This window comes from Vibrio sp. 2134-1 (assembly GCF_033339495.1).
The window spans coordinates 64,813-89,940 of sequence record NZ_JAWOUS010000014.1; the positions used below are offsets into that span (position 1 = coordinate 64,813).

A 25,128-nucleotide genomic window follows, 5' to 3' on the forward strand; every position below is an offset into this window, starting at 1 on the left:
TGAGACGTTGAAATAAAGTGTCGGTTTCTATCTCGCCATAAAATCTCTTTTATCCTTATTCGCTTATTTAAATGAGCCGTTATACCCAAGTGGCTTCGCTGAAACAAATATATCGATGTCACTTAGTTATAATAAATTAGACAGGACACAACATGGATACAGGAAAGATTAATATGCTTCTCTCTGAGCTAGGAGAAGTGCTGAACCTTGAGCGCGTGACAGCGTATGACGATCAAATGTGGTCACTGCATTTTGCTGAAAACAACAGTGTCGATGTTCTGCTCGTAGAGGAAAAAGGCGAGTTATTGATTTCCAAAAACCTGCTTATAGAACAAGATGATATTACGCTAGATAAACTTCAAGTTTTACTTGAATACAACTTCTTGTATCGAGAAACAGGTGGTGTGCAGTTTTGTGTGAATCCAACACGCAAAGACGTTGTTCTTCAAGTTGCTATCGCGGCTGGAAGTGAACTCACCAACATTGCTAACTTAATCATTCAGTTGAATGAATTAGTTGATACTTGGGTACAGTTATTTCAAAACAACACGGTTGTAGATTTTAGCCAAACAGACGTACACGCATTTATTCAAGTTTAAGGCATCACACATGGTCAATATTAATACATCGCAAATGCACTCGTTGAGTCAGTTAACGTCACATTTGGCGACACAAAATCAAGCTGACGACAAAGAGGTTCGAGCACACAACGGCAAAGATATTTTTGTTAAAGAGGGTGCACCAAAAAATAAAAGTATCAGCGCGCGTATTAGCCACCAGAATAAAGCGAAAGATATTGTAGTGAACCTGCTTACTAAGCAGGGTATTCCTAAAGATGTTGCGAAGCTCATGCTGAAAAATGTGTTGAACGGTGAAAACAAGTTAACGCTTGGGAGCCTGAAAAATCTTGAGAGATTGTCGTCTGGTCCTAGCTCAAATTGGCCCACTGCACAAACGGCAGCCTCTTCTTCCAAAACCAATAAAGCCTCATCGAGTGTCGCACTTATCAACGAACATAAAGCCAACCTTCAAAAGCTTGGTGATTTTGCCTGTACGGACTTAAATACGTTCGGTGTTAAGGGGTCACAGTTTTATGAAACAAAAGGAAAGCCACGACTAAAAGAGCTTCACGCGGATCAAGCGCGAATCATGCAAGATCACAGAGCGACGATGTCCGCAAACGGAGTTCAAGCTGCAGCACAAAGAGGAACCGCACCGCAATTAAGCACTCTACAGAACATTGCTAAGGCAGTACAAACCGCGAAAGCCGGCTGCTGTACTACATTTGCCTTTGCTGCCGCCGCTGAGATGATTCAAGGCATGTCAGGAACACCTGAAAGTGAACCCAAAGTAGAAGTGGTTGCGTTTAAAAAGGGTCATTCAGGTACACACCTTTATGTACTGGTTGGCCGACAAGAGGGGAGCGACATAAAAGATCCATCAACGTGGAGTAAGGATGTGAAAATTGTTGACCCGTGGGCGACATCTGCATTCGGTGCACCAATGTTTGGAGATGCACAACGACCACCTGTTTCGAATATGTTCCCGCCAACAGAAGTCATTTTTGATAGCCATAAACTGGGTTAGTCAATCTGCAAAAGAAGTGAGCAAATACACCATGCTAAGCATCTAACCTTTATTGAAAGAGCAGCCCTGAGCTGCTCTTTTTTATTACTCTGGAAACTCGTTTTTAGAGCGAGATTTCTGCGGAAAACCTCACAATGCAGGCGAAAAAGTGACAAAAATAAAGCCATTACCGACATCGTTCAATCTGCAATCGTTGTTCAATAGAGTTATTGAAACAAAAGGAAAAAGTTATGAACACGATTCAACAACTGCTCTTGGAGTTTTGCCAACTCAATGAGTTGCCCGAACTGAATTTTGAAGAAAATGAACGTTGTCAGCTACTGGTCGATGATCGCTACATGTTGTATTTCATCGCGACAGATACGGATGATTTGATGTTGTCTGTAACGTTCGGAGGGTTAGAAAAATCCGGTGAACAACGACGAAAAGGTTTAGAGCTTCTTGCTCATGCTAACTATCAAGGAATTGGTAGTGGCAGCCTTGCACTTGCTTTGGCTCCAAACGGTCGACAGCTTGTCTTAGCAGGACGTAAACCCGTTGAGCATCTAAATACGACGAACCTTACCGCTTGGTTTCACGAAGTTATTGAACAGGCCGAGCTGTGGCAAGCGCGTTTCGCAATGTTGGATCAAGCGATTCCAACCACCTCTAATCATGAACAAGCTCATGTTCAATCACTTCGTGTGTAGGAGAGAAAAATGGTTAATACAACACAAAAAATCAGCCAAAGCCCAGTACCTGATCTAGAACAGTTTCGTGCAGTTGCTGCGCAAAAAGATGACCGAGTGATCAGTAAAAGAGGTGAAGTAAAAGAACCTTCCACATTCCACAAAGGTCATAAGTTTGCTTCTATTCACGAAGGCGTATTGAGAAGCAAATACACTAAGTTTTTCCAAGAAAACATCAAAACTCACCTTGATTTAAAGCAGGCGCTACTTAAGCAAGAAAAACCTGAGGTTGCGCTGTTGGCTTACTCCCTAGTGAGTCCTTCAGGCTATCGCGGTGAGCCACTTACTGAGCGTAAAATCTTAGAAGTTGTCAGCCTATTGGATGAAATAAAAGTGAGCAGCGATACGTACCAGCAGCTTAAAAATACGTTTGATGCGATCAGCAAAGATCCGCGTATGCAGGTGAGTTTAGAAGCCCAGTATCCAGGAAAAATGGATGGCTTCGCTGCTGAACTGTTACAGATGGGCAAAGAAAAGCTAAAAGGTTCTGGTGTGAACGCCGTTATTAACTTGGCATTACCTGGCGTTGGCTTATTGATTTCTACAGGTCGAGAGCTGCACAAAGCGGCCGTAAATGGTGATGCTGAGGCTTACCATCATCAGTTAGAACAAATTTCACAGCTGCCAGGGCGAGATCAACGTCTTTCTATGCCGATGCAGCAAACCTTGGCTCAAGGTCATGCGATACTGTCGGCTGAAGGTGGCATTGGAGCTACGTTAGGTATGGCGACGGGGAGCCTGGGCACGTTCGGTGTTAGCTCTGTAGCAACGGTGGGCGTCACACCGATAGCAAAAGAGGCAATCGGTTCTGCGGCAACGACTGCTATCATGAGCGGCGGTGGCTTTGTGGCGAACCAAGCTGGGGCATACGGGTTAAATACGGAAGTAAAAGAGCAACTTATGCAAGGCGAAATGTCTGGTGTTTTACCTAGACTTGAAGTTTCCAATGCAAAAGGAGACTTTACCTTCAGTATGCAAGATCCGGCTTCTGTCCGCGCATTAATGGCGTACCTTGGCCCTAAGGAGAATACTGCAATGACTTCTCCTCAAGCGCCTAAAGAAGCACAAGAGATGGAAGCCGCTCGATTAACACTGAAAAAGATGTTGGGTTCAGAGCCAAGTGAGCACTTAGTTCCTGACGTAGACTCTATCTTGAAGCTAAGCCCAGAGGATGCACCAAGTAAAACCGAGTCTATTGCTAACGGGGCGTTTAAAAAACTGTTAGGAGAAGATTGGGATTGGCTCATGCCAGCTGTTCGAGCGATTGATAAAGGGGAAGCAAGTAAAATCAACGAAAAGCTCACCTACAAGCTCCCCCTAGATGCAGCAAACGGACGAGTTTATCTTGATAAATGCCCAAACCTGAGTGACGTCCAGTTAGATGCGCTAGAAAAATTAGGCTCACCAAGTCAATTGCGATTGATGTACTTGGCAGAAGGCTGGGTGTAATTTCAAATGGTAAAGTAGGGAGTAGGTGCTGCTCCTTACTTTATCTACCGTCAGCGTTCCTTTTTGGGGCTGGCTCATGTCCATTGAATTTAACTTTTCGACTGAAGAAACAAACACACAAGTGTCAACGCTATACCAACCCAACCAATGAAAGAAATTTCTTCCCCAACAATCGCAACTGCTAGTGCTGCTGCGATAACAGGTTCAAATAGCGTGAGTATGCTAGCTCCACTGGCTGTAACAAACCGTAGCCCAAACCCAAAAGCGACGTAACCTAACCCCATTGGAATCAAGGCCATGTAGAGCATGACCGTCGTATTAGTTGATGATGCAAATAGATTATCGCCCGTGATGAAAAGTGTTGGTAGAAGCAAAACTCCACCAATACCAAAAACACTTCCCATGGCCGTTTGCGATTCAATGCCGTGGTCAATCATAGCCTTTACTCCCCATGAGTAAATGGCGTACGTCAGACCTGCCAATAGGCCAAGTAATACACCCCAATGCTTCATATCCTGATCAAATAAGCTATTTGCGGATGACTCAGAAGCCAGCAACAAGGTAATGCCAATGACCCCGATTGCGAAACTCATCATCCAGCGCTTGGTTATGGTCTGATTTCGGCTAAAGAGACACTCTAACAAAGCAGAAAAGAAAGGTGCAGTGGAGATAGAAACAACCGTACCAATAGCCACACCGGCGAATCGCATTGATGAATAAAAAGCCAGTGGGTAGGTGGCTAAGGCGATAATACTAACCAGTAACGTTTTCTTCTTATGTACGACTTTTCGAAAATCTCTCTTCAGTGACTTCGCAGACAGACATGCTTGCATAAATCCACCAATACCCATAGAAAATGCGCCAATGGCGAGAGCACTGACATCCGGTGCCAAGCTGGCAGCGGTGCCCGTCGTTCCCCACAGGGTTGAAGCAAAAAGTATGGATAAAGTTCCTAATTGATAGTCGGTGAAATGTTTTTTTAACACTGTAATTTCTACCTAGTGAATGGCTGTTTTAGGGTAGAAAGAATAAAAGAAAGCGATAGAGATTTTTGTGCTGAAAAGACGGAATACTTGTTCCAGAAGACTATTTTAGTGACTATCGGGAAAACTCTCTAGGAGACATACCAAAATGCATTGAAAACCGTCGACTAAACGCGGAAAGGTCACTATAGCCAACTCGTTCAGCTATCAACTGAACTGGAAGGTCTGTATGAGTCAGTAGTGCTTTGGCTTTTTCCATACGTTGTAGTGTAATGTACTTATGGACGCTCACTTTTAGCTGCTCTTTAAAAAGCTTTTTAAACTGCGTCGGACTCAAGCAAGCGGCATTCGCTAATGAGGCAATGGTGAGTGGCTGATCAAGCTGCTCGGCGATCACAACCTGTACATCTCGAATACGCGAATCCACGGAGCGAGACCGCTTTTGCTGCTCCAGCAACAGATAGAAGGTTGCAACCATTGAGTTTTCAATTTCATCATTAACCTGATACTCAAGTTGCTTTTCGACAAACTGGATAAAGCTCAGTAGAGGCGGGCTAATCGAAAACACAGCCACACTACTATCCATCAAATGAGTGGGCAAAGTGGTCATATCCGCAACAATAAAGCGTGATGACTCTTCGGCATTAAAACCGTGAGCACAACTTTTGGGGATGACTATGCAGTCGCCAACCGCCACCTTTCCGACATAACTATCCATATCAATCTGTATGTTGCCCTGGAGAGGAAGCACGAGTTGATGATAATCACTATGAGTATGTCGGCTCATACGTTTCGTGTAGGAGCGAATGCTTAAGCTAGATTTCATAAAAACAACATACAGTTAAAGGATACCGCATTATAGCGTTGAAAGTATCGAGGTTGAAAGCTGGGCAGTTGTAAGCCCAGATCTTGAATAGGATGTGGTTTGTTAGTCCGCCTCGGACTCTAACGAAGCCAACCAACGAAGCACTTCCGCAGTTGCCTCAATAAGATCGCTTGGGATGTACTGGTCGACGTTACCGTCGGCGTATAGTGCACGAGCAAGAGGGACTTTTTGCATCACAGGCACGCCTTCCTCTTTAGCGATTGCGACCATACGTTTGGCTACCGCATCGGTTTCCATCAAAGTGATGACGGGCAGGGGCGTTTCGCCTTTCTTGTAATAAAGGCCAACCGCGATATGTGTTGGGTTTGTAACTAATACATTAGAACGTTTAACGTTTTCGCGTTGATTGGAGGCTTGTAGCTCTTGGTGCAACTGACGACGTTTGCTTTTTATTTCTGGACTGCCTTCCATCTCTTTGTATTCGCGTTTCACTTCGTCCTTGCTCATTTTGAGCTTTTTCGTGTGATCAAATTTCTGGTACGCAAAATCTGCGGCAGCGATGACGATGAAGCCTACCGAAGAGATAATCATTAATTGTTTAATCATGACGCCAGTAATGGTCGGGACACATTCTAGCCCACAAGTTGGAATTTGCATTAAAGCGTTGATGTTACCGCGTAATGTCACCCAGATAATGCAGGAAAGAAGAGAGACTTTAAGGATCGACTTGATAAACTCAATCACACTCTTAAGGGAAAAAATGCGTTTGGCCCCTTCGACGGGATTGATCTTTTTGATGTCGGGTTTAACGGATTCACCACTAAATAGGAATCCGAACTGCCCCATATTGGAAAAGATGGCGACGAGTGCAGCAACCAGAATAATCGGAGCGAGTAGATAGGCAATTTCTTTTGCGATGGCGATAGCGACATCGACTAGCGCATCTTGGAAACCCTGATAAGCAAGCTTACTTGGTAGGAGAATAAGCGCTGAGATGTGCGACATGTAATAATCGGCGAACGCAAACAGTACAATTATGAGCGCCAAAATTAATGCAGACGATACGATTTCTTGGCTTTTGGCAACCTGACCTTTCTGCCGAGCATCGCGTAACTTTTTTGCGGTGGGTTGCTCTGTTTTTTCTGCACTCATAAAGAATCCTAAGCGTTATTGCCAAATGGTATTGAGTTGTTCTGCGAATCGGGTAATGCCGTAAAACTGTACTTCAAAGTGATCCATCATTATTCCGAGATACACGATCAGTAAAACACTCGCGATGGCACTTTTTATTGGCATGGCAAGGAAAAAAACATTCAATTGCGGTGCAAAACGACTGATAAGCGCTAGACCAAACTCAGCAAGAAACATTGCCAACACTAATGGAGCGGACATCAACACACCAAGCCACATAAGCTGTTCAAATTGCGCGTAGAAGAAGCTCACCCATGCGTCGCTAACGGTTGGGAAAAAGTCCACGATCGGCCAAGATGTATAGCTTTTGAATAACGCATAGATAAAAGTGACAAAGCCCCCGCCAGAGAAGAACAGGGTAATCAACGTTTGGGTCAGCAATACCGCTGTTGGTGTGGATTGTGAGCCTAGCGTTGGATTAAACATACTTGCCATGGCAGCACCACGTTGGTTGTCGACCAGAAAACCGGCCGCTTCTATCGCCCAAAAGGGGATAGCAGCAACAAACCCGATCAATAGCCCAATTAATACCTCCTTACCCAAAATCACTATCAGCCAAATGCCGTCGGTTTCTGCGGGCAAGCTTTGCTGATTAATCATCGGAAATATAAACAGCGCGAGTGAGCAAAGCACACCATTTCTCACCATGGTGCCGCCTAGCATTTGCTTGCTCAAAATAGGCAAAAAGATGAAGCATGCCATTAACCGAGGTAACGTCAGGCTGTACAAAAATAAAGCCTGGTGTAAGTCGTGATAACTCATCGTATTTGAGGAATTTTATCCATGGCAAGCGAGGCGAAGGCGTGGAGCTCTGCCCCTAGCCATTGCGTTGTGACGAACAGCGTAATAATGACCGCGATAAGCTTGACCACAAAGCCTAACGTTTGTTCTTGGACCTGAGTTAACGCCTGAATAAGCGACACCAATGTACCAACCAATGCTGCGACTAAAATCGGCGGTAATGACAAGTACAACACTAGGGTTAATGCTTGAGTCGTGAAATGAATGATTTCAGCAGAATGCATACTTTCTCCGTGATTAACCGTAACTCAACACTAAGCCGTGGGTGAGCTTTGTCCAGCCGTCAAGCAAGACAAAAAGCAACAATTTGAAGGGGAGGGAAATCGTCATTGGCGATACCATCATCATCCCCATCGCGAGTAGGATATTCGACACAATTAGGTCAATAGCGATGAACGGTAAGTACAACAGAAAGCCAATTTCAAAAGCGCGAGTAAGCTCGCTGACGGTAAATGCGGGCAGTAAGAGCAATAAGCTGTCCGACTCTAAACGGTCTACGTACTTCTGTGGCCACAATGTGCGTGCAGCATCAGTGAAGAATATGGCTTCGGTTTCCCGAATATGCTTTTTCAAAAATTCTCGATAAGGCTGTAAACCGCTTTCAATGAGGCCTTCTACACTTGCAGAATCTTCAAGGGAGATATCATGCTGCTTTACGTAGTCGTAGGTTTCAAACCCGACGGGAGCCATGATGAAAATTGACAAAATAATAGCCAATCCGTAAAGCGCCATATTCGGCGGAATTTGCTGTACACCGAGAGCGTTACGCAACAGTGAGAATACAACGGCGAGTTTCACAAACGACGTCGCCATCATGGCGATAAATGGGATCAGTGCCAGCAGTGCTAAGCTGACAATGAGATTGAGCTCGTCGGGTAACTGGATCATGCTGGCTCCTGCGTGCCACCGAACAGCTCCAGTACGCGCACGCCTAAATGTTCGTTAACATTAACCAGTTCACACTCACCAATGATTTTGCCGTTGGCACGCAATGTTACCGGCTTAGATACAGGCTGGTTTAGCTCGAATACGTACCCTGGCTGAAGCTGGTTAAGCTGCTCTAGCGTGATGGTTTGATGGCCGATATCAAACGTGAGTTCCACAGGCAGTTGCTGGTGGTCGGTTAACATTTCTGAAGTGTTTACGTCATTCATATTGGTTTCTTTTTCCATAATGTGAAGAGTTTGGTCATCCAGTTGGCAGCGCCAGAGATTCTGGTTAGATACTTGAAAAATGGCTTGTTGCTTGGCGATGTAACCATCGTCAAAAAAGATGACATCTCCCAGCTCGAGCGAATTAAATTCGCTTAACGTCAAATGGGTCCTTCCAAGACTTAACCACACAGGTAAAGCGAGGTGTCGAGCTTGTAGAGCAGCGCTGTTTGGTAGCGCATCCAACAACACGTCTGATCCTTCGCTAACCCACAAACAAAGAGAGCCGTTAGGCTTATTGAGGGTTAACATTAAAGTATGCTCTTGGGCCTGGCTCGCCTCTAACGGCTGTAGTTGACTAAGAATGGGTAACTGACCAAATAGCGCTTTGATTGCCTCACTATGCGGTTCTATCTGTGAGCTCAAAAGTGCTAACTGGAGGGAGTTAGGCAGGGACTCAAACGCAGTAGCATTTAAGGTCGATTTCAGCCAATGTTGGAGCTGCGCACGAGAAAAGTCTACTTGTAGGGTTTGCCCTCCAATCAACGTGGTTAAACGGAACCCTTCAAATGAAGGGATTTGAGCAACAGTAATCGATACGCTCTGACCATCAGTCCCTTGGAAGTGGCACTGTTTTGCACAAAGTTGATTGCTGAGCGCGATACTTTCTGCATCCACTTTGGGGATTATTAACGGCGTCATAGGTCATTCTCCGCTTGCCATTCTTCATACACGCTGCGTTGTTGGCGTGAGTGTTGTTGTTCATGTTGTTGTTGATCGAGCTGTTGAGTTTGTTCGCTGATCGCTAAGCGAAGTGGCTGCTCACCGCCGAATCGGTTTAGCCGTTCAGCAAGATCTTGTCTAGCTTGCTGGCTAATAATGGAAAGGGCATGCTCTTGTCGAATCGTCACGCTATACCCTTGAGCGTCCAACTTTATGTGGATTTCACCACCTTTTAATTGCCCTTCACTTAGAAACAGCCGAACCTCTTTGTTGTCCGATGCGGTTGGCAGAGCAACATAGATTTTGTCCACCAATTGCTGGAGTAATTGGTTTACGTCTCGCGTTGGGCTTGGTTGAGCCTGCGAAGCAACACTTTTTAGGATGACATCGCCTTGTGTTACCGCACTTGCAAAGGGTTGAGAAGGCACTTTTTCTTCATCCGTTTTAACGGCGACTAGTGCGCTTTTCGTCACGATTTTTTCAAGAGGCTTGGTTTCAGGCAGGCCACCAGTTTGGTCTGGTCGTTTGCCTGTATTCTGTAGCGACGGAGTTGCACGCTTATTGTGCGTTTTTTCAGTTTGCTTTTTCGTTAAGCCAACAATGTTAATCCCATATTGAGCGAGCTCTGTCTCTGTCGCACTTTGGGGAAGCAAGCCAGATTCAAGCGTAGAGAGACAATCCGGCGAGGTATGTTTATCCATCGGCGTCGGTTTATCATCTTTCAAATGAGCTTGAGCTTGAAAGTGAGGATCAACACGCTCGGTAGAAGGGGAGCTTAGAACTGTGTCGCCATCGCTTTTTCCATCATTTTTAAGCAATTTATTGTTTTCGCTAATTATTTCTTCGCTATTTGCTGCGTCGTCTTGCGGTTTCTCTATATCTCTCTTAGTGACGACGTCACTTTTACCTTTTAAAGTGGAGGTGTTTTTGTCAGCGTTGGCTTCTTGGTTCGATAGGTTAAGTTTCTTATCTAGACCTTGAGATGTCTTATGCCTTAGCGGTATGTCTTCTTCGCCAGTATGATTTTTTTGGGGATTCGCAACGATAGACTCCTTTCCCTTGCTAGGCTTCTTCGTCATTGCATGCTCGAATTGTGATTGAAGCTCGGCCTCCTTCTCGAGAGGCACTTGTTCCGGCGTTGATTTGTGCAGCGTATTCGATGTTTCAGTTGTTGGGGTAATGCGCATAGTGAACCTTTAGATAATGTCGACAGTGCGAAACTCTTCCTGTTCGAGTTCTTCTTGGTATTGCCTTTCTCGCGATTTTTCCGCGACTTCTTGTTGCTGCAACTGAACGAATTTTTCTTTGGTTTTATGGGCTTGTCGCGCCTCTTTTTGCTTTTCTTTAAGTGCCGAGCGTTCGATTTCAAGCGCTTTTTTTGACTCGGCCACACGTTGTTTAAGTTCGGCTTCTCTCTCTCTTAACAACGCGATTTCTTGTCTTAATGTTTCCAGCTCTTTAAGAACGAGCGTTTGTTGTTTTGCTTTAGCAAAACGTCGCTCTTCTTCTTCCTGGCGCCAAACGTGATAGTCCGCGACAGAACGTTCGGCCTTTTGAACCTGTGCTGCGGCGTTTGACACTCGGTATTCTTGACGCTTGACGGCTTTATCCGCACGGTCAGCGCGAATTTTTTTGATTTCTAATAAGCGTTCTATCATTGTTTCGCCATCCCTTTAAGTTGAGCGATAGCGCCATCAAGATCGCTTGGTTCATGCGTGCCTTGGCGTAAAAAGGCGTTTATATCATCACTTTGTGCAATGGCCATATCCGCTCGGCTATCTGCGCCATGTTGGTATTCGCCAATTTTGATTAGCAGTTCAACTTCTTCATACTTAGCTAACATTTCGCGAATATGAGCAGCAGACGCCTGATGATCGGATTCAACGATTTGATTCATCACTCGGCTTGCTGACCGAAGTACATCAATCGCAGGGTAATGGTTCATTGCCGCAAGTTTACGCGAGAGAATGATGTGCCCGTCTAGAATTGAGCGAGTTTCATCCGCGACAGGCTCTGTCATGTCGTCACCTTCCACCAACACGGTGTACAGTGCTGTAATTGATCCTTTGTCTGATTGTCCAGCTCGTTCCATCAGCTTTGGCAAAGCGGCAAAAACGGAAGGCGGATAGCCACGTCGTGTTGGTGGCTCGCCTGCGGCTAGTCCAATCTCCCTCTGTGCGCGGGCGAAACGCGTTACAGAATCCATCAGCAGTAGCACGCGTTTACCTTGGTCACGAAAATATTCTGCGATAGAAGTGGCAACAAAAGCGGCTTTGGCGCGCTCCATTGCTGGGCGATCAGAGGTAGCGACCACTAAAACCGATTTGGCCATTCCTTCTTCGCCTAGGTCATGCTCAATAAACTCGCGTACTTCGCGTCCGCGTTCACCAATTAAGGCGAGAACGGTCACGTCAACTTCTGCGGAGCGAATCAGTTTTGCCAGTAGGGTACTTTTACCCCCGCCAGCCGCTGCAAAAATACCCATGCGCTGACCTTCACCACAGGTCAGTAGTCCATCAATGGATCGAACGCCAAGAGAGATTGGCTTTTCAATCAGTTTACGTTGCATTGGTGGTGGCGCATCGCGATAAACAGGATACCAAGCGCTTGGTTCCTGACTTTGCGTACCATCGAAAGGACGTCCAAGCCCGTCAAGCGTTGTACCTAACAGGTGGTCGCCAACACCCACTTCGTGCATTTTACCCATTGGGCTTACTTCTGTATTTGAGGAAATCCCAAACATATTTCCTAACGGGGTGAGCAGAGCGTGATGCTGCTGGAAGCCAACCACTTCCGCTAACAAAGACAGAGTTTGATCGGGATTACGCAACTCACACAGTTCACCTACACGAACGCCAGGGACGACAGCTTTGATAATGGTGCCGGTGACTTGTGTCACGCGCCCGCGAATTTGGATCAAACGCGTGTGTTTAATCGCAGATTGTTGGATATCAGTGATGTATGAGAAATCGTTCAAGGTAAAAATATGCGCAATGATTGATGCTGAGAGGATAGAAAGTATAAGAATCAATTTATAGTGAATATCAGTCGGGAGTTTTTAGAAAACTGAAAGCGCACTAAAAAAACACGTCTGATTTTGACAGCTTCAACAAAGCGCACTTCCTATAATTCGCCTGTATTGTGCGGAAGGAGTGCAAGTGAATGAGTATTATCAACAATCATATCGCAACAAATCCAAAGTTTGATGCGTCTATCCAAAACGGGTTGGAATCGTCTCGTCCCGACGTTTCACAAAAAGGCAATTATCGCGGTGAAACCGTCCGTGTTCACAATGCCACACAATCACTTTTTGATGCGATGGAAGAACTCACTTCACTCGGTTCCGAAAAAGCAGAGAAAGATCTGACCAAGCGCAAAGTGAAAGACAGTGGTGTTCGAGTTAATGAAGCGCACGAACTCGTTTCGGACTATCTGCGAAAAGTCCCTGATCTTGAAAAGAACCAAAAGATCAAAGATTTGGCTACAAAAATGGCGGGAGGGAATATCTCGACCATCGCTCAATTGCAAGCTTATTTGAATGGATTTTCAGAGGAGAAAAGCCATCAATACCTTGCGTTAAAAGCCGTGAAAAAGTTTTTGAGTGCGAGTCCAGAAAGTAAACACCTACTAGCGCTGATTGACCAAGCACTTCTAAGAATCGAGCAAAACCCAGATACATGGTCTCAAATTGATACGGAAATCCGTGTCTCAAATTTTGCTGATGAATACAGCCAAGAGCAAGAGTTTAGCTCTTTGCATCAGCTGCGCGGCTTCTACCGCGATACCGTTCATAGTTATCAAGGGCTCGGCGCGGCTTATCAAGATGTTGTGGCGCGCTTTGGTGAGCAGGAGGTATCGACCGCTGTTGACTTTATGCTGCAAGGCATGAGTGCAGATCTTAGTGTTCAAGGTAGCAGTATCGATTCGGTTAAGTTGAAGTGGTTGATGTCCGATATGCAAAAACTCAAAACTCTAAATACGTTGCAAGATCGTGTGAGTCAGCTGTTCCAAATGTTTAAACCGGAAAGGACGAATTATGGCTTATCAAGTTTCTAATTTGATGGCTGATGTGATTGCGTTGGTAGAGCAGCGATGGGTAAGCAGTGATGAGATATGGAAAGTCGCCAACGCTATGGAATTGACGGCGGTAGAACAAAAAATCGATTTTTTTCGAGAGTTCCATAAGTTAGTTCGCGCAATCCCAATTGACGTATTCGCCGATGAAGAACAACGACAGAATTTAATCCAAGCGGTACAAAAGGCGCTAGACGAAGCCATTGATATAGAAGAAGAGGAAGCGTGGGAAGATGAGTTGGATTGATGCATCCGTCGATGAATTTTGCCGAGGAATGGGGCTCGATGCCGTCGATTTCTCATCAGCTGGACGGGTGCAGCTGGATTTTGAGCAAAGTGGTACGCTGCATATTGAGCGACAGGGTGAGCAGTTATTCTTGATGTTGTCTCGAGCGTTATCTTGGCATCAAACCAGTGACATGATTCAAAGTGCACTGTGTTTGTGTCATGCCGATCAAGGCTGGCCTTTCGAAATTAAAACCGGCTTGTTAGATGAACAAACTCTGGTTTTTTCAGCAAGGCTAAAAGGAGAAGAAGTAACACTTCCGACCTTAGAGCAAGCGTTTACGCTTTTGGCTCGTCTGCATAACGATGTGGCAGGCTCATGACTCGAGTCAGCACTTTAAACGTAGGCATCGAAGCCTTTACGCATGTTACTCATAGTGAAGTTAAGGCCGATTTCCCAGAACGATTTCAATTGCTTCCTGATGGGCAGGCGGTCGCTACACATTTAGAGAAGCTCTATGACCTCCGGCCTTCAGACCAATATCTCATCGCGTTAACTAAGCCCAAGCTGCTGCATTCAGAGTTGTTGCGTCCAGAAAAATACCGTCAACAATTTGATGAAACGTTGGCTCAGCTGCAAGTTCTTGCACAGGACTCAGGCTCCGCTTCTTTTATCAAAGCATCTGAAACGCTACAAAGTACACAACTTGATCAGCGTTACCTCACTATGGCGCTCAATCTCCTTATTCAGGTCTAACCAACATGTTGAGATCCAAAGACATTGAACTCTTACTTGTTCACGCTGCGCTACAAGTTCAATACCAAAAGCCAGAGCATGCCATTTCTATTCTCGATGCGGTTCTAGAAGTAGAACCGCAGCACAAAGAGGCGATGCAAACACTTGCTGTGGCGTGTTTACAAAGTGGTCGATATACCCGGGCGATTGAGGTGTGTGAGCACTTATTAAAATCTGACCTTCATCCTGACTCGGCAGGACTCTGGTTTTGTTTAAGCCAAGCGCGTTGGAAACAAAATGACGTCGATGGCGCCCGTCAAGCGCACCGACGCTATCTGCAATCTTTAAATAGTGAATCACATGAATAAGTTGATCGATATTCTAAACAAAGTAGGGCAACGCAAAGACATCATGCTTGCGGTGATGTTACTCGCGATCGTCTTTATGATGATATTGCCACTTCCTACCGCACTGGTGGATGTGCTGATTGGCACCAACATGAGCATTGCGGTGGTGCTGCTTATGTTAGCGATTTACATCACCACGCCACTTGAGTTCTCTGCATTTCCTGCGGTGCTATTGATCACGACATTGTTTCGTCTGTCTTTATCTATCACGACAACCCGCTTGATCTTGCTACAAGGCGATGCTGGTCAAATCGTTTATACATTCGGTAACTTCGTTGTGGGCGGTAACTTAGTGGTCGGTATCGTTGTGTTCCTGATCATTACCATTGTTCAGTTTATGGTGATCACCAAAGGCTCAGAGAGGGTAGCAGAAGTTAGTGCGCGCTTCTCACTCGATGCGATGCCTGGTAAGCAGATGAGTATTGACGGTGACATGCGTGCCGGAGTAATTGACGTACACGAAGCTAGGCACCGACGATCACTGATTGAAAAAGAAAGCCAAATGTATGGCTCGATGGATGGCGCGATGAAGTTCGTTAAAGGCGACTCCATTGCGGGTCTGGTCATCATTGTGGTCAACATCTTAGGTGGCGTCACGATCGGGGTAACGCAAAAAGGCATGAGTGCTTCTGAAGCACTTGAATTGTTTGCGATTTTGACCGTTGGCGATGGTTTGGTATCGCAGATCCCGGCACTCTTTATCGCGATTACCGCCGGTATTATCGTGACGCGTGTTTCTCATGAAGATTCTTCTGATCTTGGGTCGGACATTGGTGGGCAGGTCATTGCTCAGCCACGTGCGCTTCTTATTGGTGGTGTGCTTTTGGTGCTGTTCGCACTCATCCCTGGGTTTCCAAAAATCACTTTTCTGGTCTTGGCCGCCGTGGTTGGTGGTGGTGGTTTCTTCCTTTTCTATCAACAGAAAAAACAAGCGGAATCAGATAGCACCGACTTATCAAGCTTTGTTTCGCAAGGGGCCGGTTCGCCAGCAGCGAAGCCAAGCAAACCTACGCCTTCTAGAAACAGTAAAGGTAAGTTAGGTGAGCAAGAAGAGTTCGCCATGACAGTCCCGCTGTTGATTGATCTTGACGCGAGCCTTCAGGAAAGCTTGGAAGCGGTCGCATTAAATGAAGAGCTAGCAAGGGTGAGGCGCGCACTATATCTCGACCTCGGCGTGCCTTTCCCGGGTATCCACCTGCGTTTTAACGAGGGGATGCAAAATGGCGAGTACTTAATTCAGTTACAAGAAGTCCCGGTTGCACGAGGACGAATTGTTAAAGATCAACTCTTGGTGACAGAAGGGAATGAACAGATCGATTTATTAGGCGTGCCTTATGAGCAAGATGAAGATTTTCTACCCGGTATTTCTAGCATTTGGGTGGCACAGAGTTATGAGCAAAAACTCGTAGCCAGTCATGTCGGTTTTCTCACACCCGACAGGATTTTAACGTACCACTTGTCTCATGTTCTTAAGGAGTACGCACAAGACTTTATTGGTATTCAGGAGACGCGTTATCTGTTGGAGCAGATGGAAGGCAGTTATTCGGAGCTAGTCAAAGAGGCCCAGCGTATTGTTCCGTTGCAAAAAATGACGGAAATCTTGCAACGCTTGGTTTCTGAAGACATTTCTATCCGAAACCTTCGCGTGATCTTGGAAGCGATGGTTGAGTGGGGCCAAAAAGAGAAAGATGTTGTACAGCTGACGGAGTACATTCGTTCCAGCTTAAAACGTTACATTTGCTACAAATACGCGAGCGGACAAAACATGTTGCCCGCTTACTTATTGGATCAAAATCTCGAAGACACAATACGCAGCGGTATTCGTCAAACCTCAGCAGGGAGTTACTTGGCGTTAGATCCGTCAGTAACGCAACAATTTGTCAGTGATGTGAAACAGACCATTGGTGACTTAAGCCGCATGCCGAATAAACCTGTGCTAGTTGTGTCTATGGATGTACGCCGATATGTGCGAAAGCTTATTGAATCGGAATACTACGATCTGCCCGTTTTGTCATTTCAAGAACTAACCCAGCAAATCAATATTCAGCCACTTGGAAGGGTGGGGATGTAATGAAAACAAAACTAATACTCTCGCTGGCGCAAGCGGGGATCGAAGTGACGCCATACTTTTGGCAACAAAGTGAAATTCAACTTGGTTATCGAATTGAAGTTGAGGGCTTAGAGCTCGTTTTTCGGGTGGAGGACGGTGAAATCATCATCGTTCTTCTGAAACGCGTTCGTCCAAAATTGGGGTTGAGTAACCCCTTTGCCGGCTTATTTCTCTTGGCTGAACATGCCATTCAACTTTATCCCTCCGATTGGGTCATTCGCGGCAACGTCGATGTGTTACGTGGTAGCAACATGAGCAGCCAGCGATTGGCACAGTTCTATCTAAAAGCATGCGGTGCAAGCCATGATGAGCTAGAAGACTGGTACTGTTTACGCCTAGCAGATTATAGACCTTTGAAAAAGTTGAAAAAGTAAAAACTCACGACTGTTACTGACAGCACCGATGAGATGACCCGCTTTAAGATAGGAATCAAGATGAAGCAACCGTTTACCGATGCGATTGAGAACGCTGAGCTTGCCATTAGAAAAGCTGAAGACAGAACCGATATTTTTAACGAGCTATTGGAAGGCTTAGGTGTTGGTCCTGTTGCGGGGGATGTTTTACTTGGCGGCATAAAAGCGCCAGTAGATACCATGAAACGTGCAGAGCAAGAGCTAATAGACGAAGTCCAGCGCCGCCGGCAGCAACAAACTCAGCTACAAGGTACGTCAGGTAAACGCAGAAAGCGTCCCACAGTGATGCGCGGCATGATGATTTAGAGGTTTGGAAATGACGAATATGAAAACGACTGGCTCTACGACAGGAGCAACAGACACAGCTGCGAGTAGTGCACCATTACCCACTTTCCAACAAAACTTGATAGAGGCATTTACCCCTGTACTGGGTGAAGCAGAGACTCAGCAACTTGCCTCGATAATCTCTTCATTGCCAACTATCTCGGGACAAACGGAATCACAAAGCATCGCGCTTTATGTTGATACGCTTGAAAACCTAAAAGCGAAAAATAATGCGTTTGCTGGTATATCATTGACCGACACCGCATCTGTTTGGATAAAGTCGCTACAAAGTGCTAACTCAGATGGCGAATTAACCGCAGCCGAGTTTAATGCTCAAACAAACCAAACGCTATCAAATCAGTTTCAGGCTTGGTTTAGTAAGCTACTGACGGAAAACGTAGATAGCTCGTTATCTACTGAGTTTGTTAGTCAATTTAATCTGGGCACCCAGAGTAACCAAGCGGAGCAGATCGCCAACCTCTCCGAGACAGAACTGGCTAATGCCACCAAAGAAATTTCTCTTTTTGTTGCAGAGCTTGCTAATCAAATGGGCTCCCGTGAAGTGAGAGATGCTTCTATTTCTTTTCTTCGCAATGCCTTTAGTAGCTTAGGTTCCGTTAATCTCGCGCAACTGAAGAGCTCGGACTTTCTGTTGACTAAAGAGAGTTTCGCCCTTCAAGTCTCAGCTCAATTAAAAAGTAGTTTTCAAGGCATTGGTATTACTTTAAGCACCGATGACGCAAGTGCGCTAGCTAGCAGAATTACCTGGACTCCTGGTATTTCTAAACAGCAGCTTAAAGAAGCGTTAGATGAAATGGCCGCTCAAGTGAAAGGCCAATATAGCGCAGCTTATGGTGAGGCGAGTGGAACGAACAATCTAAAAGCAACACTTAATACTGTCATTGGTGGAACTGAGCCTTTGACCCTTTCTAGTCTGTTCGCCAACTTCGCGGTGAGTTTAACAAATATAGAAATCGATGACTTTTACCAGGACAGCGCGATAGCCGATGTCCAAAAGACACAAATAACGGCAGCTCAAGTTAATTTGATCAAAGAAAACACCGAACGAGATATCCGATTACAGTTTGAAAAAATAGTAAAAGGTGAATCTACCGGGGCTTCATTTACTGAGCGATACGAGGCATTGCGCAAAAACTTAGGGGCATTGAAAGAGCGTCTACTCAATATCACCGATAAAGAGAAAGCGGATCGCGAGGTGAGAGCAGAGCACTCTCTAACGGCTCGTGATTTGTTGGCCGTTGTTGAGTCCAGCATTGGAGACCGTTTTGATGAGCAAGTGCTGCTTGCACTAAATGAGCGTCGTGTTAACCGTTTAGAGAAACGTAATGACCAGAAAGAGGCATTAGAGGATCTCACAATACAGCTTAAAGTTTTTGGTGTTGTGCAATCAAAAATTCACTCTACGCAAAGTGTTGATGGGGTTTATAAACCGGGATATCCAGAAAGTAACTTCAAAGCGAGTGACTTTAACTACAGCAATCAAACGGATTTTGAAGCTTCACCTGAGTACAAGTATTTGACGGATAATAAGATAACAAACCATCGAGACTTCCTTCAAACACAAGGTATTACTATCGGTGATGGTGCTTCGTACCAAGACGAAGAGAAGTCGAAAAAGCTGTCTAATTTTTCTAGTTCTGTCAGTGCTAAATCCAAGTTGCTTAACGATGAAGTGCAAATCAAAACCACTGAGCTGAACGACACCAGTTCTCAATACAACTCGACCGTTGAAGCGATGAACAAGTTTGTTCAGAAGTACCACAGTATTTTACAAGAAATCCTACGAGCCATTTAAGGATAACCAACCATGACTAAAACAAACGCGACCGATCCATCTCAAATGCAAGCAGAAGAACTGCTGTCTTTTTTGGAAGAGGGAGGCACGCTAAAAATGTTGCACGATGTGTCTCAGGACACCATCGAACACATTTATGCCGTAGGTTACAACTTTTTCCAATCGGGAAAGATTGAGCAAGCAGCGAAAGTATTTCAATTACTCAGCATGCTTGATCATTATCAGGCGCGATTTTTCATTGGCCTTGGCGCGGCTCGTCAGGAGTTGGGTGAGTATCTGCAGGCAATAGACGCCTACAGCTACGCAGCGCTAGTGGACGTAAATGATCCACGCCCACCTTTTCACTCTGCTGAATGTCACCTTAAACTGGAACAACTGACAGAAGCAGAGAGTGGGTTTTACAGCGCGAAGGAGATGTCTGCCGGAAAATCACAATATGCAGATTTGCATGAGCGTGCAGGCATCATGTTAGAAGCGGTGAGAAATAAAAAGGAGTAATTAGACTATGAGTTCTATTGCACTTGACCGCATCCAGACACAGGTTTATAGCCCTGAATCTGGCCAAGCCACGTTAGATAACGTGCAGAAAACGGCGTCTACAGCGACGCCTTCTGTGACGGTAGAAAACGTGAAGAGTAAAGATGCAGATGTACTGAACACCGGAAAAGTAAAAGTTCAGTTAGATGCACCTAACGCAGCTGTTAGTGACAAAGTGAATGATTTGACGCTAAAAGCCATGGCACAGCTGCAAAAGATCGTCGATACCATTGCAAAATCTCTCCATGCAGTTGCAGACCAAACAGGTTCGATTGCCGTCAAAATCATCGCAGGATCTGCTGATGATTTTGAAGTAGAGCTTGCTGCTATCACGGATAAACTGAAAAGTGCTCAAAACGAGCTGAAAATTCAGGAAGTGAAGGTCGCAAAAGCTAAGCACGAAAAAGAGATGGTGGAAAACCAAGACAAAATCAAAGAATCGGAAGCCGCTGCAAAAGAAGCCCAAAAATCAGGCTTAGCAGCGAAGATCTTTGGTTGGATCAGTGCGGTGGTTTCTATTGTTGTTGGTGCCGTAATGGTGGCAACGGGTGTTGGTGCAGCAGCCGGTGCACTTATGATCGCTGGTGGCGTCATGGGAGCAGTGAGCATGGCGTTGCAAGAGCCAGCCGTTCAAGATGCGCTAAAAGAAGCGGGCGTAAATGTCGATGTGCTAAACAAAGTCGTAATGGCATTAGAAATCGCCGTCGCGGTTATCGGAGCTGTTGTGACGTTTGGTAGTGCAGCTGCTGGCGGTATCGCGAAACTTGCAGCAAAAGGTGCTGGTAAGGTAGCTCAAAAGGTCACGGAAATCGCTACGAAAGCCGCTGCAAACATGGCGAAAGTGGCGGATATGGGCACAAAAGCTGCGACAACAACAGCGAAAGCGATTCGTTATGGCGCAGAAACCGTCGATCTTGCCGTCAACGTGGGTAAAGGCGCAACGGACAGTGTCCATGCTGCTAACAATGCTCACGTAACAGAGATTCAGGCTGATATCACAGACCTTCGAGCCAAAATGACGTTAAGCCAGGCTGTCATTGATAAGCTCAAAGAAGAGATTGGTAAGTTGATGGAAGACTTCCAAGAGCTGATGAGCCTCATCATGCAAATGATTCAAGCGAAAAGTGAAACTATGCAAACGGTGTTAAGCCGTCCTGCAACGGTATAAGGAGTTTATTATGCTAGATAAAGTAGGCGGAACGGGTCGTGGTGAACTATACGGTTTAGGCGATACCATTAAAACCAACAAAGCAGAAAAAGCGCCGGAAACAAAGCTTGAAGCGGGTGCCGTTAAAAGCCAAAGTGAGTCAGGTGTTTCTGGTGCAGCACGCTACCAGTTAGAGACACCTAAAGCTCCCACAGTGAGTAACCAAGCTCAAGTTGTTGCAAACCTAATGAGCGCTCTTGCGCCGACGGTGAGCTCATTAATGAGCACAACGATGAAAGCGCTTAACGGTGAGGAGGTGATCAAGTCACCATCAGATGCGGTATCACAATCGTTGACGCTATTAACATTGTTGTATCAAGTATCAAAGCTGAGCCGTGAGCAGCAAGTGCTACAACGTGAAATTGCTGTTGAAGCAAACGTCGCGAGTTTAGAAAGCCAAGCGGCAGAACTAAACAACTCGGCAAGCGCAATGATCGCGATGGCAGTCGTTTCGGGTGTATTAGCGGGTGCTACCGCAATTATTGGTGCCCTTGGTTCTTTCAAAGCAGGGAAAGAAATCAAGAATGAAATGGCGAGCAATAATGTACTGAAAACGCAAAAAGCTGGCTTCGATCAAGCAGAAGAGTTATTAAATAACAATAGCTTGTCTAAAACGCAGCAAGATCAGGTTAAGCGTGCGCACTCACTAGCGAAAGACAATATCGCAGACACGACAGCGCAGCTGACAAGTGGTGGCCGTAAGTTCGATAAGTTGATGAGCTCAAACCAAGCGAAGAACGCGATTCTTCAAGCTTTGGGCCAGATGGCAAACTCAGCATCGAGTGTAGAGCAAACCAAAGCGCAAGCGCGCAGCAAAGATGATGAAGTACAAGCGACTCGCGCACAAGCAGCCAAACAGAAAGCCGATGAAAACATTGGTTTCCAAGAAGGTTTATTGAAAGAGCTACGTGACTTGTTCCGATCTATCTCAGATAGCCAGAACCAAGCGTGGCGAGCGTCAGTCCCAACGGTGTAACCATCCGTTTCACTAACTACAAAGCGTTGTTTATACAACGCTTTTTTTATGGGATAAAAGTATAAACGCTATTTATCAGCAGGTTAAGTTGATAAAAAAATATATATCTATAAATCAACCTCCAAGGATGAGAACTCAAACGTTATCAAATTGTTAACGGTTGCTATACTTAAACGGTCATCAACACAGGTAAAAGGGATGTTCAATGTTTAAGTTTAAGCAAATCGCACTTGCGGCTTCTTTGGCTGCACTCACAACAGGCTTTTCTGCGTCTGCGGAGGAAACGTTTGTCACGATTGGTACCGGTGGCGTAACAGGGGTTTATTATCCGACTGGTGGCGCTATTTGTCGCTTGGTTAACAAATCGCGAGAAGAGCACGGTATCCGTTGTTCGGTAGAAAGTACTGGGGGATCGATTTATAACATCAACACTATTCGTGCTGGTGAATTGGACCTCGGTATCGCGCAATCAGACTGGCAGTATCATGCTTACAAAGGAACCAGTAAGTTTGAAGAAAGCGGGCCTTTTAAAGAGCTGCGCGCCGTATTCTCCGTTCATCCAGAACCGTTTACTGTCGTTGCACGTAAAGACGCGAACATCAAAACTTTTGATGACTTGAAAGGTAAGCGCGTCAACATTGGTAATCCTGGTTCTGGTCAGCGAGGTACTATGGAAGTGCTAATGAACCAGTATGGTTGGAGTAACGACGACTTTAAGCTTGTCTCTGAGTTAAAAGCAGCAGAGCAATCAAAAGCACTTTGTGATAACAAAATTGATGCGATGATTTATACCGTTGGTCACCCAAGTGGAGCGATTAAAGAAGCCACTACGTCGTGTGATAGTAATATCGTAACGGTAGCTGGACCTAATGTAGAAAAACTGGTTGCAGACAACAGCTTCTATCGTGTCGCAAATGTCCCAGGTGGTATGTATCGTGGCACAGATAGTGATGTTCAAACCTTTGGTGTGGGCGCGACGTTTGTTTCTTCTACTGCGGTACCAGAAGATGTGGTTTATAACGTGGTTAAAGCGGTATTTGAAAACTTCGATGATTTCCGCCGTCTCCACCCAGCGTTTGCAAACTTGAAGAAAGAGGAAATGGTAAAAGACGGTTTATCTGCGCCTCTTCACCCAGGTGCGCTCAAATACTACAAAGAAGTAGGGCTGATTAAGTAAGCGTTACTTTCTCTTATTATTGATGTAAAACGCCATCTTTCTCGATCAATGCCACTCGTTTAACCGCGAGTGGCATATTTCTATTTCTCGTCACCCTGTACAGCGACGAAGGAGCGTGATACAGGCTCTTCCATCCGAGCACTTTGTGATCAAAATGGTTTCATTAGCCGCTCAGTGTAGTGCTATTAGATTCCTAACCTCGCTGGAGTGACACAAAAAATCGTTAAGCCATCTGCATTAATCTTTCGCGCTGGCGTTTTTGTAGGAGTGTTATCCACTTGTACAAGTTTTGCTTAAACATAAACATCAATGAAAAAGTAGATAGTGATGAGAATAGAAGAAAGAGCAACAAACCCTTTAACATGATTAGGATTCAGTTGACGAGAGACACGAGCTGCAAGATACCCACCTACCAACGTACCGACCAAAACAACACTACCTGTGTGCCAGTCAATGGAGCCATTGGCAACAAAAATCACGATAGCAATGAGTGAAACACACGTAGATACGAGCAATTTCAAACCGTTCATTAAATTAATGTCTTGGTGGCCAGCTACTACCAGATAGCTCAGAACAATAACCCCTAAACCTGCGTTGAAAAAACCACCGTAAGCAGAGACACCAACAAGTAGTGAACCCAACGCGATTGCTCCGAGTATGCCAGCATGTTTGTGCTCTTTCGCGACAGTTTTGATTAGCATTGTTAAACGAGAACCGGTGAGAAAAAGCACGGTGGCAAATAAGAGTAACCAAGGGATAGCTTCCATAAATAGCGATTCTGGCGTGTTGAGCAACAGATATGCTCCGACAGCGCCGCCGACTAAACTGAATGAGACTGTGAACAGCAGTTCATGCTTGTTCTTCATGATCTCTTCTCTGAACCCGACGGCTCCACTAATGTAACCCGCACATGAAGCATATGTGTTTGTTGCGTTAGCCATAATAGGAGGAACACCAACTGCCAATAGAGCCGGAAAAGTAATAAAGCTTCCGCCTCCCGCTATGGAGTTAATGATCCCACCAATTACGCCAGCAATGAATAAAAGTGAGAGTTCTAAAAGCATAAACAATCCTTGTTATGTTCTTTTTTATTGTTAGAGCTTCAGATGATCTAACCTACATGCTCTAATGTTCTGATATGAGGTTTACTTTACCCGCTCTAAAACAAAATTGTTCAGTTCTGTAACGTTTTTGATGACATGAACGGCTTTACTTTGAGAGTACCCTTCGAGGCGATACATAAAGTCATCATTCCAGAATGCGGGGCATTGCTGAAGAACTTTGTAGCTTTGTAACGTTCCTTTCAGTACCGAACTACCATCAGGCCAACCTTCAGGTTTTATGAATAGTCCTTTAAGGAGACGTTTCGTCACAAACCAATAGCTTACGGAGTATGGTAGATCAATATAAATGAGAGTATCGGCTGCATCTAAACGAGCGTTGAAAGAGCTGATCGGTCCAAGGCCATCTATAATCCAACGATCTGAGCTTAGTATATTGCTATGGGCTTCATCAAAAACGTTACGCTCAACGGGAGCACCGTTTGGTTTATAGACTATTGAATCTAATTGATGAAGAGGAAGACCGGTAGCAGACGCGATTGCTTTACTTACCGTCGATTTTCCACTGCCGGGTTTACCAAAAACTGCTATTTTTTGCATTGTGACCGCCTCCAAGAGAGCTTTTC

General features: G+C 45.3%; 29 protein-coding genes. 17 read left to right on the plus strand and 12 right to left on the minus strand.

What is annotated here, in order from left to right; genetic code table 11:
- Positions 1-152 precede the first annotated feature (152 nt).
- From R7R78_RS15935 to R7R78_RS15950, 4 genes are all read left to right on the plus strand, one after another.
- The gene (locus R7R78_RS15935; protein ID WP_054576980.1) at positions 153-599 is read left to right on the plus strand and encodes a type III secretion system chaperone; all 447 of its coding nucleotides are present in this window, start codon (positions 153-155) and stop codon (positions 597-599) included.
- Between the two features lie 10 nt (positions 600-609).
- Positions 610-1,587: a type III secretion system effector VopR gene (vopR, locus tag R7R78_RS15940; RefSeq protein ID WP_017821338.1), complete on the plus strand. Its 978-nt coding sequence runs from the start codon at positions 610-612 to the stop codon at positions 1,585-1,587.
- Between the two features lie 230 nt (positions 1,588-1,817).
- Positions 1,818-2,276 carry a CesT family type III secretion system chaperone gene (locus tag R7R78_RS15945; RefSeq protein WP_137282057.1) on the plus strand — a complete coding sequence of 153 codons (459 nt, stop codon included), beginning with the start codon at positions 1,818-1,820 and terminating at the stop codon, positions 2,274-2,276.
- Positions 2,277-2,285: 9 nt separating this feature from the next.
- Entirely contained in the window at positions 2,286-3,764 is a 1,479-nt protein-coding gene (locus R7R78_RS15950; protein WP_005387135.1) for a hypothetical protein, read from the plus strand.
- An 89-nt stretch (positions 3,765-3,853) separates the two neighbouring features.
- Here the strand turns inward: R7R78_RS15950 and R7R78_RS15955 are convergent, their stop codons facing one another.
- The 10 genes from R7R78_RS15955 to vscN all read right to left on the minus strand — a co-directional run bounded on the left by R7R78_RS15955 (position 3,854) and on the right by vscN (position 12,416).
- Positions 3,854-4,756 carry a DMT family transporter gene (locus R7R78_RS15955; RefSeq protein ID WP_373924898.1) on the minus strand — a complete coding sequence of 301 codons (903 nt, stop codon included), beginning with the start codon at positions 4,754-4,756 and terminating at the stop codon, positions 3,854-3,856.
- Positions 4,757-4,862: 106 nt separating this feature from the next.
- Positions 4,863-5,573: a helix-turn-helix domain-containing protein gene (locus tag R7R78_RS15960; RefSeq protein ID WP_054575033.1), complete on the minus strand. Its 711-nt coding sequence runs from the start codon at positions 5,571-5,573 to the stop codon at positions 4,863-4,865.
- Positions 5,574-5,675: 102 nt separating this feature from the next.
- Positions 5,676-6,725 carry a SctU family type III secretion system export apparatus subunit VscU gene (gene vscU, locus R7R78_RS15965; protein ID WP_005387129.1) on the minus strand — a complete coding sequence of 350 codons (1,050 nt, stop codon included), beginning with the start codon at positions 6,723-6,725 and terminating at the stop codon, positions 5,676-5,678.
- 15 nt (positions 6,726-6,740) lie between these two features.
- Positions 6,741-7,526: a type III secretion system export apparatus subunit SctT gene (sctT, locus tag R7R78_RS15970; protein ID WP_137282056.1), complete on the minus strand. Its 786-nt coding sequence runs from the start codon at positions 7,524-7,526 to the stop codon at positions 6,741-6,743.
- Positions 7,523-7,789: a SctS family type III secretion system export apparatus subunit VscS gene (gene vscS, locus R7R78_RS15975; RefSeq protein ID WP_005377227.1), complete on the minus strand. Its 267-nt coding sequence runs from the start codon at positions 7,787-7,789 to the stop codon at positions 7,523-7,525. Before vscS ends, sctT begins: the two co-directional genes overlap by 4 nt.
- Positions 7,790-7,802: 13 nt before the next feature.
- Complete coding sequence (gene vscR, locus R7R78_RS15980) at positions 7,803-8,453, minus strand: SctR family type III secretion system export apparatus subunit VscR (RefSeq protein ID WP_005377232.1); 651 nt, start codon at positions 8,451-8,453, stop codon at positions 7,803-7,805.
- The gene (vscQ, locus tag R7R78_RS15985; protein WP_017634547.1) at positions 8,450-9,418 is read right to left on the minus strand and encodes a SctQ family type III secretion system cytoplasmic ring protein VscQ; all 969 of its coding nucleotides are present in this window, start codon (positions 9,416-9,418) and stop codon (positions 8,450-8,452) included. Before vscQ ends, vscR begins: the two co-directional genes overlap by 4 nt.
- Entirely contained in the window at positions 9,415-10,626 is a 1,212-nt protein-coding gene (locus R7R78_RS15990; RefSeq protein ID WP_225474007.1) for a type III secretion system needle length determinant, read from the minus strand. The genes vscQ and R7R78_RS15990 overlap by 4 nt, the downstream gene beginning before the upstream one ends.
- 9 nt (positions 10,627-10,635) lie before the next feature.
- The gene (locus R7R78_RS15995) at positions 10,636-11,097 is read right to left on the minus strand and encodes a type III secretion protein (protein WP_005377236.1); all 462 of its coding nucleotides are present in this window, start codon (positions 11,095-11,097) and stop codon (positions 10,636-10,638) included.
- Entirely contained in the window at positions 11,094-12,416 is a 1,323-nt protein-coding gene (gene vscN / locus R7R78_RS16000) for a SctN family type III secretion system ATPase VscN (protein ID WP_213894451.1), read from the minus strand. Before vscN ends, R7R78_RS15995 begins: the two co-directional genes overlap by 4 nt.
- A gap of 185 nt (positions 12,417-12,601) precedes the next feature.
- Here vscN and sctW point away from each other — a divergent pair, with 185 nt between their 5' ends.
- From sctW to R7R78_RS16065, 13 genes are all read left to right on the plus strand, one after another.
- Positions 12,602-13,495 carry a type III secretion system gatekeeper subunit SctW gene (sctW, locus tag R7R78_RS16005; RefSeq protein WP_064376729.1) on the plus strand — a complete coding sequence of 298 codons (894 nt, stop codon included), beginning with the start codon at positions 12,602-12,604 and terminating at the stop codon, positions 13,493-13,495.
- Positions 13,476-13,760 (plus strand): TyeA family type III secretion system gatekeeper subunit, encoded by a 285-nt coding sequence (locus R7R78_RS16010; protein WP_005377239.1) that lies wholly within the window; start codon positions 13,476-13,478, stop codon positions 13,758-13,760. Before sctW ends, R7R78_RS16010 begins: the two co-directional genes overlap by 20 nt.
- Positions 13,747-14,121 carry a type III secretion chaperone SycN gene (sycN, locus tag R7R78_RS16015; RefSeq protein ID WP_005388159.1) on the plus strand — a complete coding sequence of 125 codons (375 nt, stop codon included), beginning with the start codon at positions 13,747-13,749 and terminating at the stop codon, positions 14,119-14,121. Before R7R78_RS16010 ends, sycN begins: the two co-directional genes overlap by 14 nt.
- Positions 14,118-14,495 (plus strand): type III secretion system protein VscX, encoded by a 378-nt coding sequence (vscX, locus tag R7R78_RS16020; RefSeq protein ID WP_005377246.1) that lies wholly within the window; start codon positions 14,118-14,120, stop codon positions 14,493-14,495. The genes sycN and vscX overlap by 4 nt, the downstream gene beginning before the upstream one ends.
- A gap of 5 nt (positions 14,496-14,500) precedes the next feature.
- On the plus strand, positions 14,501-14,842 hold the full coding sequence (gene vscY, locus R7R78_RS16025; protein WP_171343278.1) for a type III secretion system chaperone VscY: 342 nt from the start codon (positions 14,501-14,503) through the stop codon (positions 14,840-14,842).
- A complete protein-coding gene (gene vcrD / locus R7R78_RS16030) occupies positions 14,826-16,952 on the plus strand; it encodes a SctV family type III secretion system export apparatus subunit VcrD (RefSeq protein WP_086013006.1) in 2,127 nt (708 codons plus the stop codon). Before vscY ends, vcrD begins: the two co-directional genes overlap by 17 nt.
- The gene (locus tag R7R78_RS16035) at positions 16,952-17,365 is read left to right on the plus strand and encodes an LcrR family type III secretion system chaperone (protein ID WP_005377252.1); all 414 of its coding nucleotides are present in this window, start codon (positions 16,952-16,954) and stop codon (positions 17,363-17,365) included. Before vcrD ends, R7R78_RS16035 begins: the two co-directional genes overlap by 1 nt.
- 60 nt (positions 17,366-17,425) lie before the next feature.
- On the plus strand, positions 17,426-17,710 hold the full coding sequence (locus R7R78_RS16040; protein ID WP_005377254.1) for an LcrG family type III secretion system chaperone: 285 nt from the start codon (positions 17,426-17,428) through the stop codon (positions 17,708-17,710).
- Between the two features lie 10 nt (positions 17,711-17,720).
- The gene (locus R7R78_RS16045; RefSeq protein ID WP_272870541.1) at positions 17,721-19,544 is read left to right on the plus strand and encodes a virulence-associated V antigen; all 1,824 of its coding nucleotides are present in this window, start codon (positions 17,721-17,723) and stop codon (positions 19,542-19,544) included.
- A 12-nt stretch (positions 19,545-19,556) separates the two neighbouring features.
- A complete protein-coding gene (vcrH, locus tag R7R78_RS16050; RefSeq protein WP_005377258.1) occupies positions 19,557-20,042 on the plus strand; it encodes a SycD/LcrH family type III secretion system chaperone VcrH in 486 nt (161 codons plus the stop codon).
- Positions 20,043-20,049: 7 nt separating this feature from the next.
- On the plus strand, positions 20,050-21,249 hold the full coding sequence (gene vopB, locus R7R78_RS16055; protein WP_225474009.1) for a type III secretion system translocon subunit VopB: 1,200 nt from the start codon (positions 20,050-20,052) through the stop codon (positions 21,247-21,249).
- 10 nt (positions 21,250-21,259) lie between these two features.
- Entirely contained in the window at positions 21,260-22,264 is a 1,005-nt protein-coding gene (gene vopD / locus R7R78_RS16060; protein WP_170897332.1) for a type III secretion system translocon subunit VopD, read from the plus strand.
- Positions 22,265-22,469: 205 nt separating this feature from the next.
- Positions 22,470-23,441, plus strand: a complete 972-nt coding sequence (locus R7R78_RS16065) for a TAXI family TRAP transporter solute-binding subunit (protein WP_005377264.1) — start codon at positions 22,470-22,472, stop codon at positions 23,439-23,441.
- Between the two features lie 293 nt (positions 23,442-23,734).
- Here R7R78_RS16065 and R7R78_RS16070 read toward each other — a convergent pair whose 3' ends face one another.
- Both R7R78_RS16070 and R7R78_RS16075 read right to left on the minus strand, forming a co-directional pair.
- Positions 23,735-24,505, minus strand: a complete 771-nt coding sequence (locus R7R78_RS16070; RefSeq protein ID WP_005377266.1) for a sulfite exporter TauE/SafE family protein — start codon at positions 24,503-24,505, stop codon at positions 23,735-23,737.
- 81 nt (positions 24,506-24,586) lie between these two features.
- On the minus strand, positions 24,587-25,102 hold the full coding sequence (locus R7R78_RS16075) for a hypothetical protein (protein ID WP_005377268.1): 516 nt from the start codon (positions 25,100-25,102) through the stop codon (positions 24,587-24,589).
- Positions 25,103-25,128: the final 26 nt, after the last annotated feature.

Coding starts and splice junctions, on each gene's coding strand:
- R7R78_RS15935 (WP_054576980.1), top strand. CDS start 153: ATGGATACAGGAAAGATTAATATGCTTCTCTCTGAGCTAGGAGAAGTG.
- vopR (WP_017821338.1), top strand. CDS start 610: ATGGTCAATATTAATACATCGCAAATGCACTCGTTGAGTCAGTTAACG.
- R7R78_RS15945 (WP_137282057.1), top strand. CDS start 1,818: ATGAACACGATTCAACAACTGCTCTTGGAGTTTTGCCAACTCAATGAG.
- R7R78_RS15950 (WP_005387135.1), top strand. CDS start 2,286: ATGGTTAATACAACACAAAAAATCAGCCAAAGCCCAGTACCTGATCTA.
- R7R78_RS15960 (WP_054575033.1), bottom strand. CDS start 5,573: ATGAAATCTAGCTTAAGCATTCGCTCCTACACGAAACGTATGAGCCGA.
- vscU (WP_005387129.1), bottom strand. CDS start 6,725: ATGAGTGCAGAAAAAACAGAGCAACCCACCGCAAAAAAGTTACGCGAT.
- sctT (WP_137282056.1), bottom strand. CDS start 7,526: ATGAGTTATCACGACTTACACCAGGCTTTATTTTTGTACAGCCTGACG.
- vscS (WP_005377227.1), bottom strand. CDS start 7,789: ATGCATTCTGCTGAAATCATTCATTTCACGACTCAAGCATTAACCCTA.
- vscR (WP_005377232.1), bottom strand. CDS start 8,453: ATGATCCAGTTACCCGACGAGCTCAATCTCATTGTCAGCTTAGCACTG.
- vscQ (WP_017634547.1), bottom strand. CDS start 9,418: ATGACGCCGTTAATAATCCCCAAAGTGGATGCAGAAAGTATCGCGCTC.
- R7R78_RS15990 (WP_225474007.1), bottom strand. CDS start 10,626: ATGCGCATTACCCCAACAACTGAAACATCGAATACGCTGCACAAATCA.
- R7R78_RS15995 (WP_005377236.1), bottom strand. CDS start 11,097: ATGATAGAACGCTTATTAGAAATCAAAAAAATTCGCGCTGACCGTGCG.
- sctW (WP_064376729.1), top strand. CDS start 12,602: ATGAGTATTATCAACAATCATATCGCAACAAATCCAAAGTTTGATGCG.
- R7R78_RS16010 (WP_005377239.1), top strand. CDS start 13,476: ATGGCTTATCAAGTTTCTAATTTGATGGCTGATGTGATTGCGTTGGTA.
- sycN (WP_005388159.1), top strand. CDS start 13,747: ATGAGTTGGATTGATGCATCCGTCGATGAATTTTGCCGAGGAATGGGG.
- vscX (WP_005377246.1), top strand. CDS start 14,118: ATGACTCGAGTCAGCACTTTAAACGTAGGCATCGAAGCCTTTACGCAT.
- vscY (WP_171343278.1), top strand. CDS start 14,501: ATGTTGAGATCCAAAGACATTGAACTCTTACTTGTTCACGCTGCGCTA.
- R7R78_RS16035 (WP_005377252.1), top strand. CDS start 16,952: ATGAAAACAAAACTAATACTCTCGCTGGCGCAAGCGGGGATCGAAGTG.
- R7R78_RS16040 (WP_005377254.1), top strand. CDS start 17,426: ATGAAGCAACCGTTTACCGATGCGATTGAGAACGCTGAGCTTGCCATT.
- R7R78_RS16045 (WP_272870541.1), top strand. CDS start 17,721: ATGACGAATATGAAAACGACTGGCTCTACGACAGGAGCAACAGACACA.
- vcrH (WP_005377258.1), top strand. CDS start 19,557: ATGACTAAAACAAACGCGACCGATCCATCTCAAATGCAAGCAGAAGAA.
- vopB (WP_225474009.1), top strand. CDS start 20,050: ATGAGTTCTATTGCACTTGACCGCATCCAGACACAGGTTTATAGCCCT.
- vopD (WP_170897332.1), top strand. CDS start 21,260: ATGCTAGATAAAGTAGGCGGAACGGGTCGTGGTGAACTATACGGTTTA.
- R7R78_RS16065 (WP_005377264.1), top strand. CDS start 22,470: ATGTTTAAGTTTAAGCAAATCGCACTTGCGGCTTCTTTGGCTGCACTC.
- R7R78_RS16070 (WP_005377266.1), bottom strand. CDS start 24,505: ATGCTTTTAGAACTCTCACTTTTATTCATTGCTGGCGTAATTGGTGGG.
- R7R78_RS16075 (WP_005377268.1), bottom strand. CDS start 25,102: ATGCAAAAAATAGCAGTTTTTGGTAAACCCGGCAGTGGAAAATCGACG.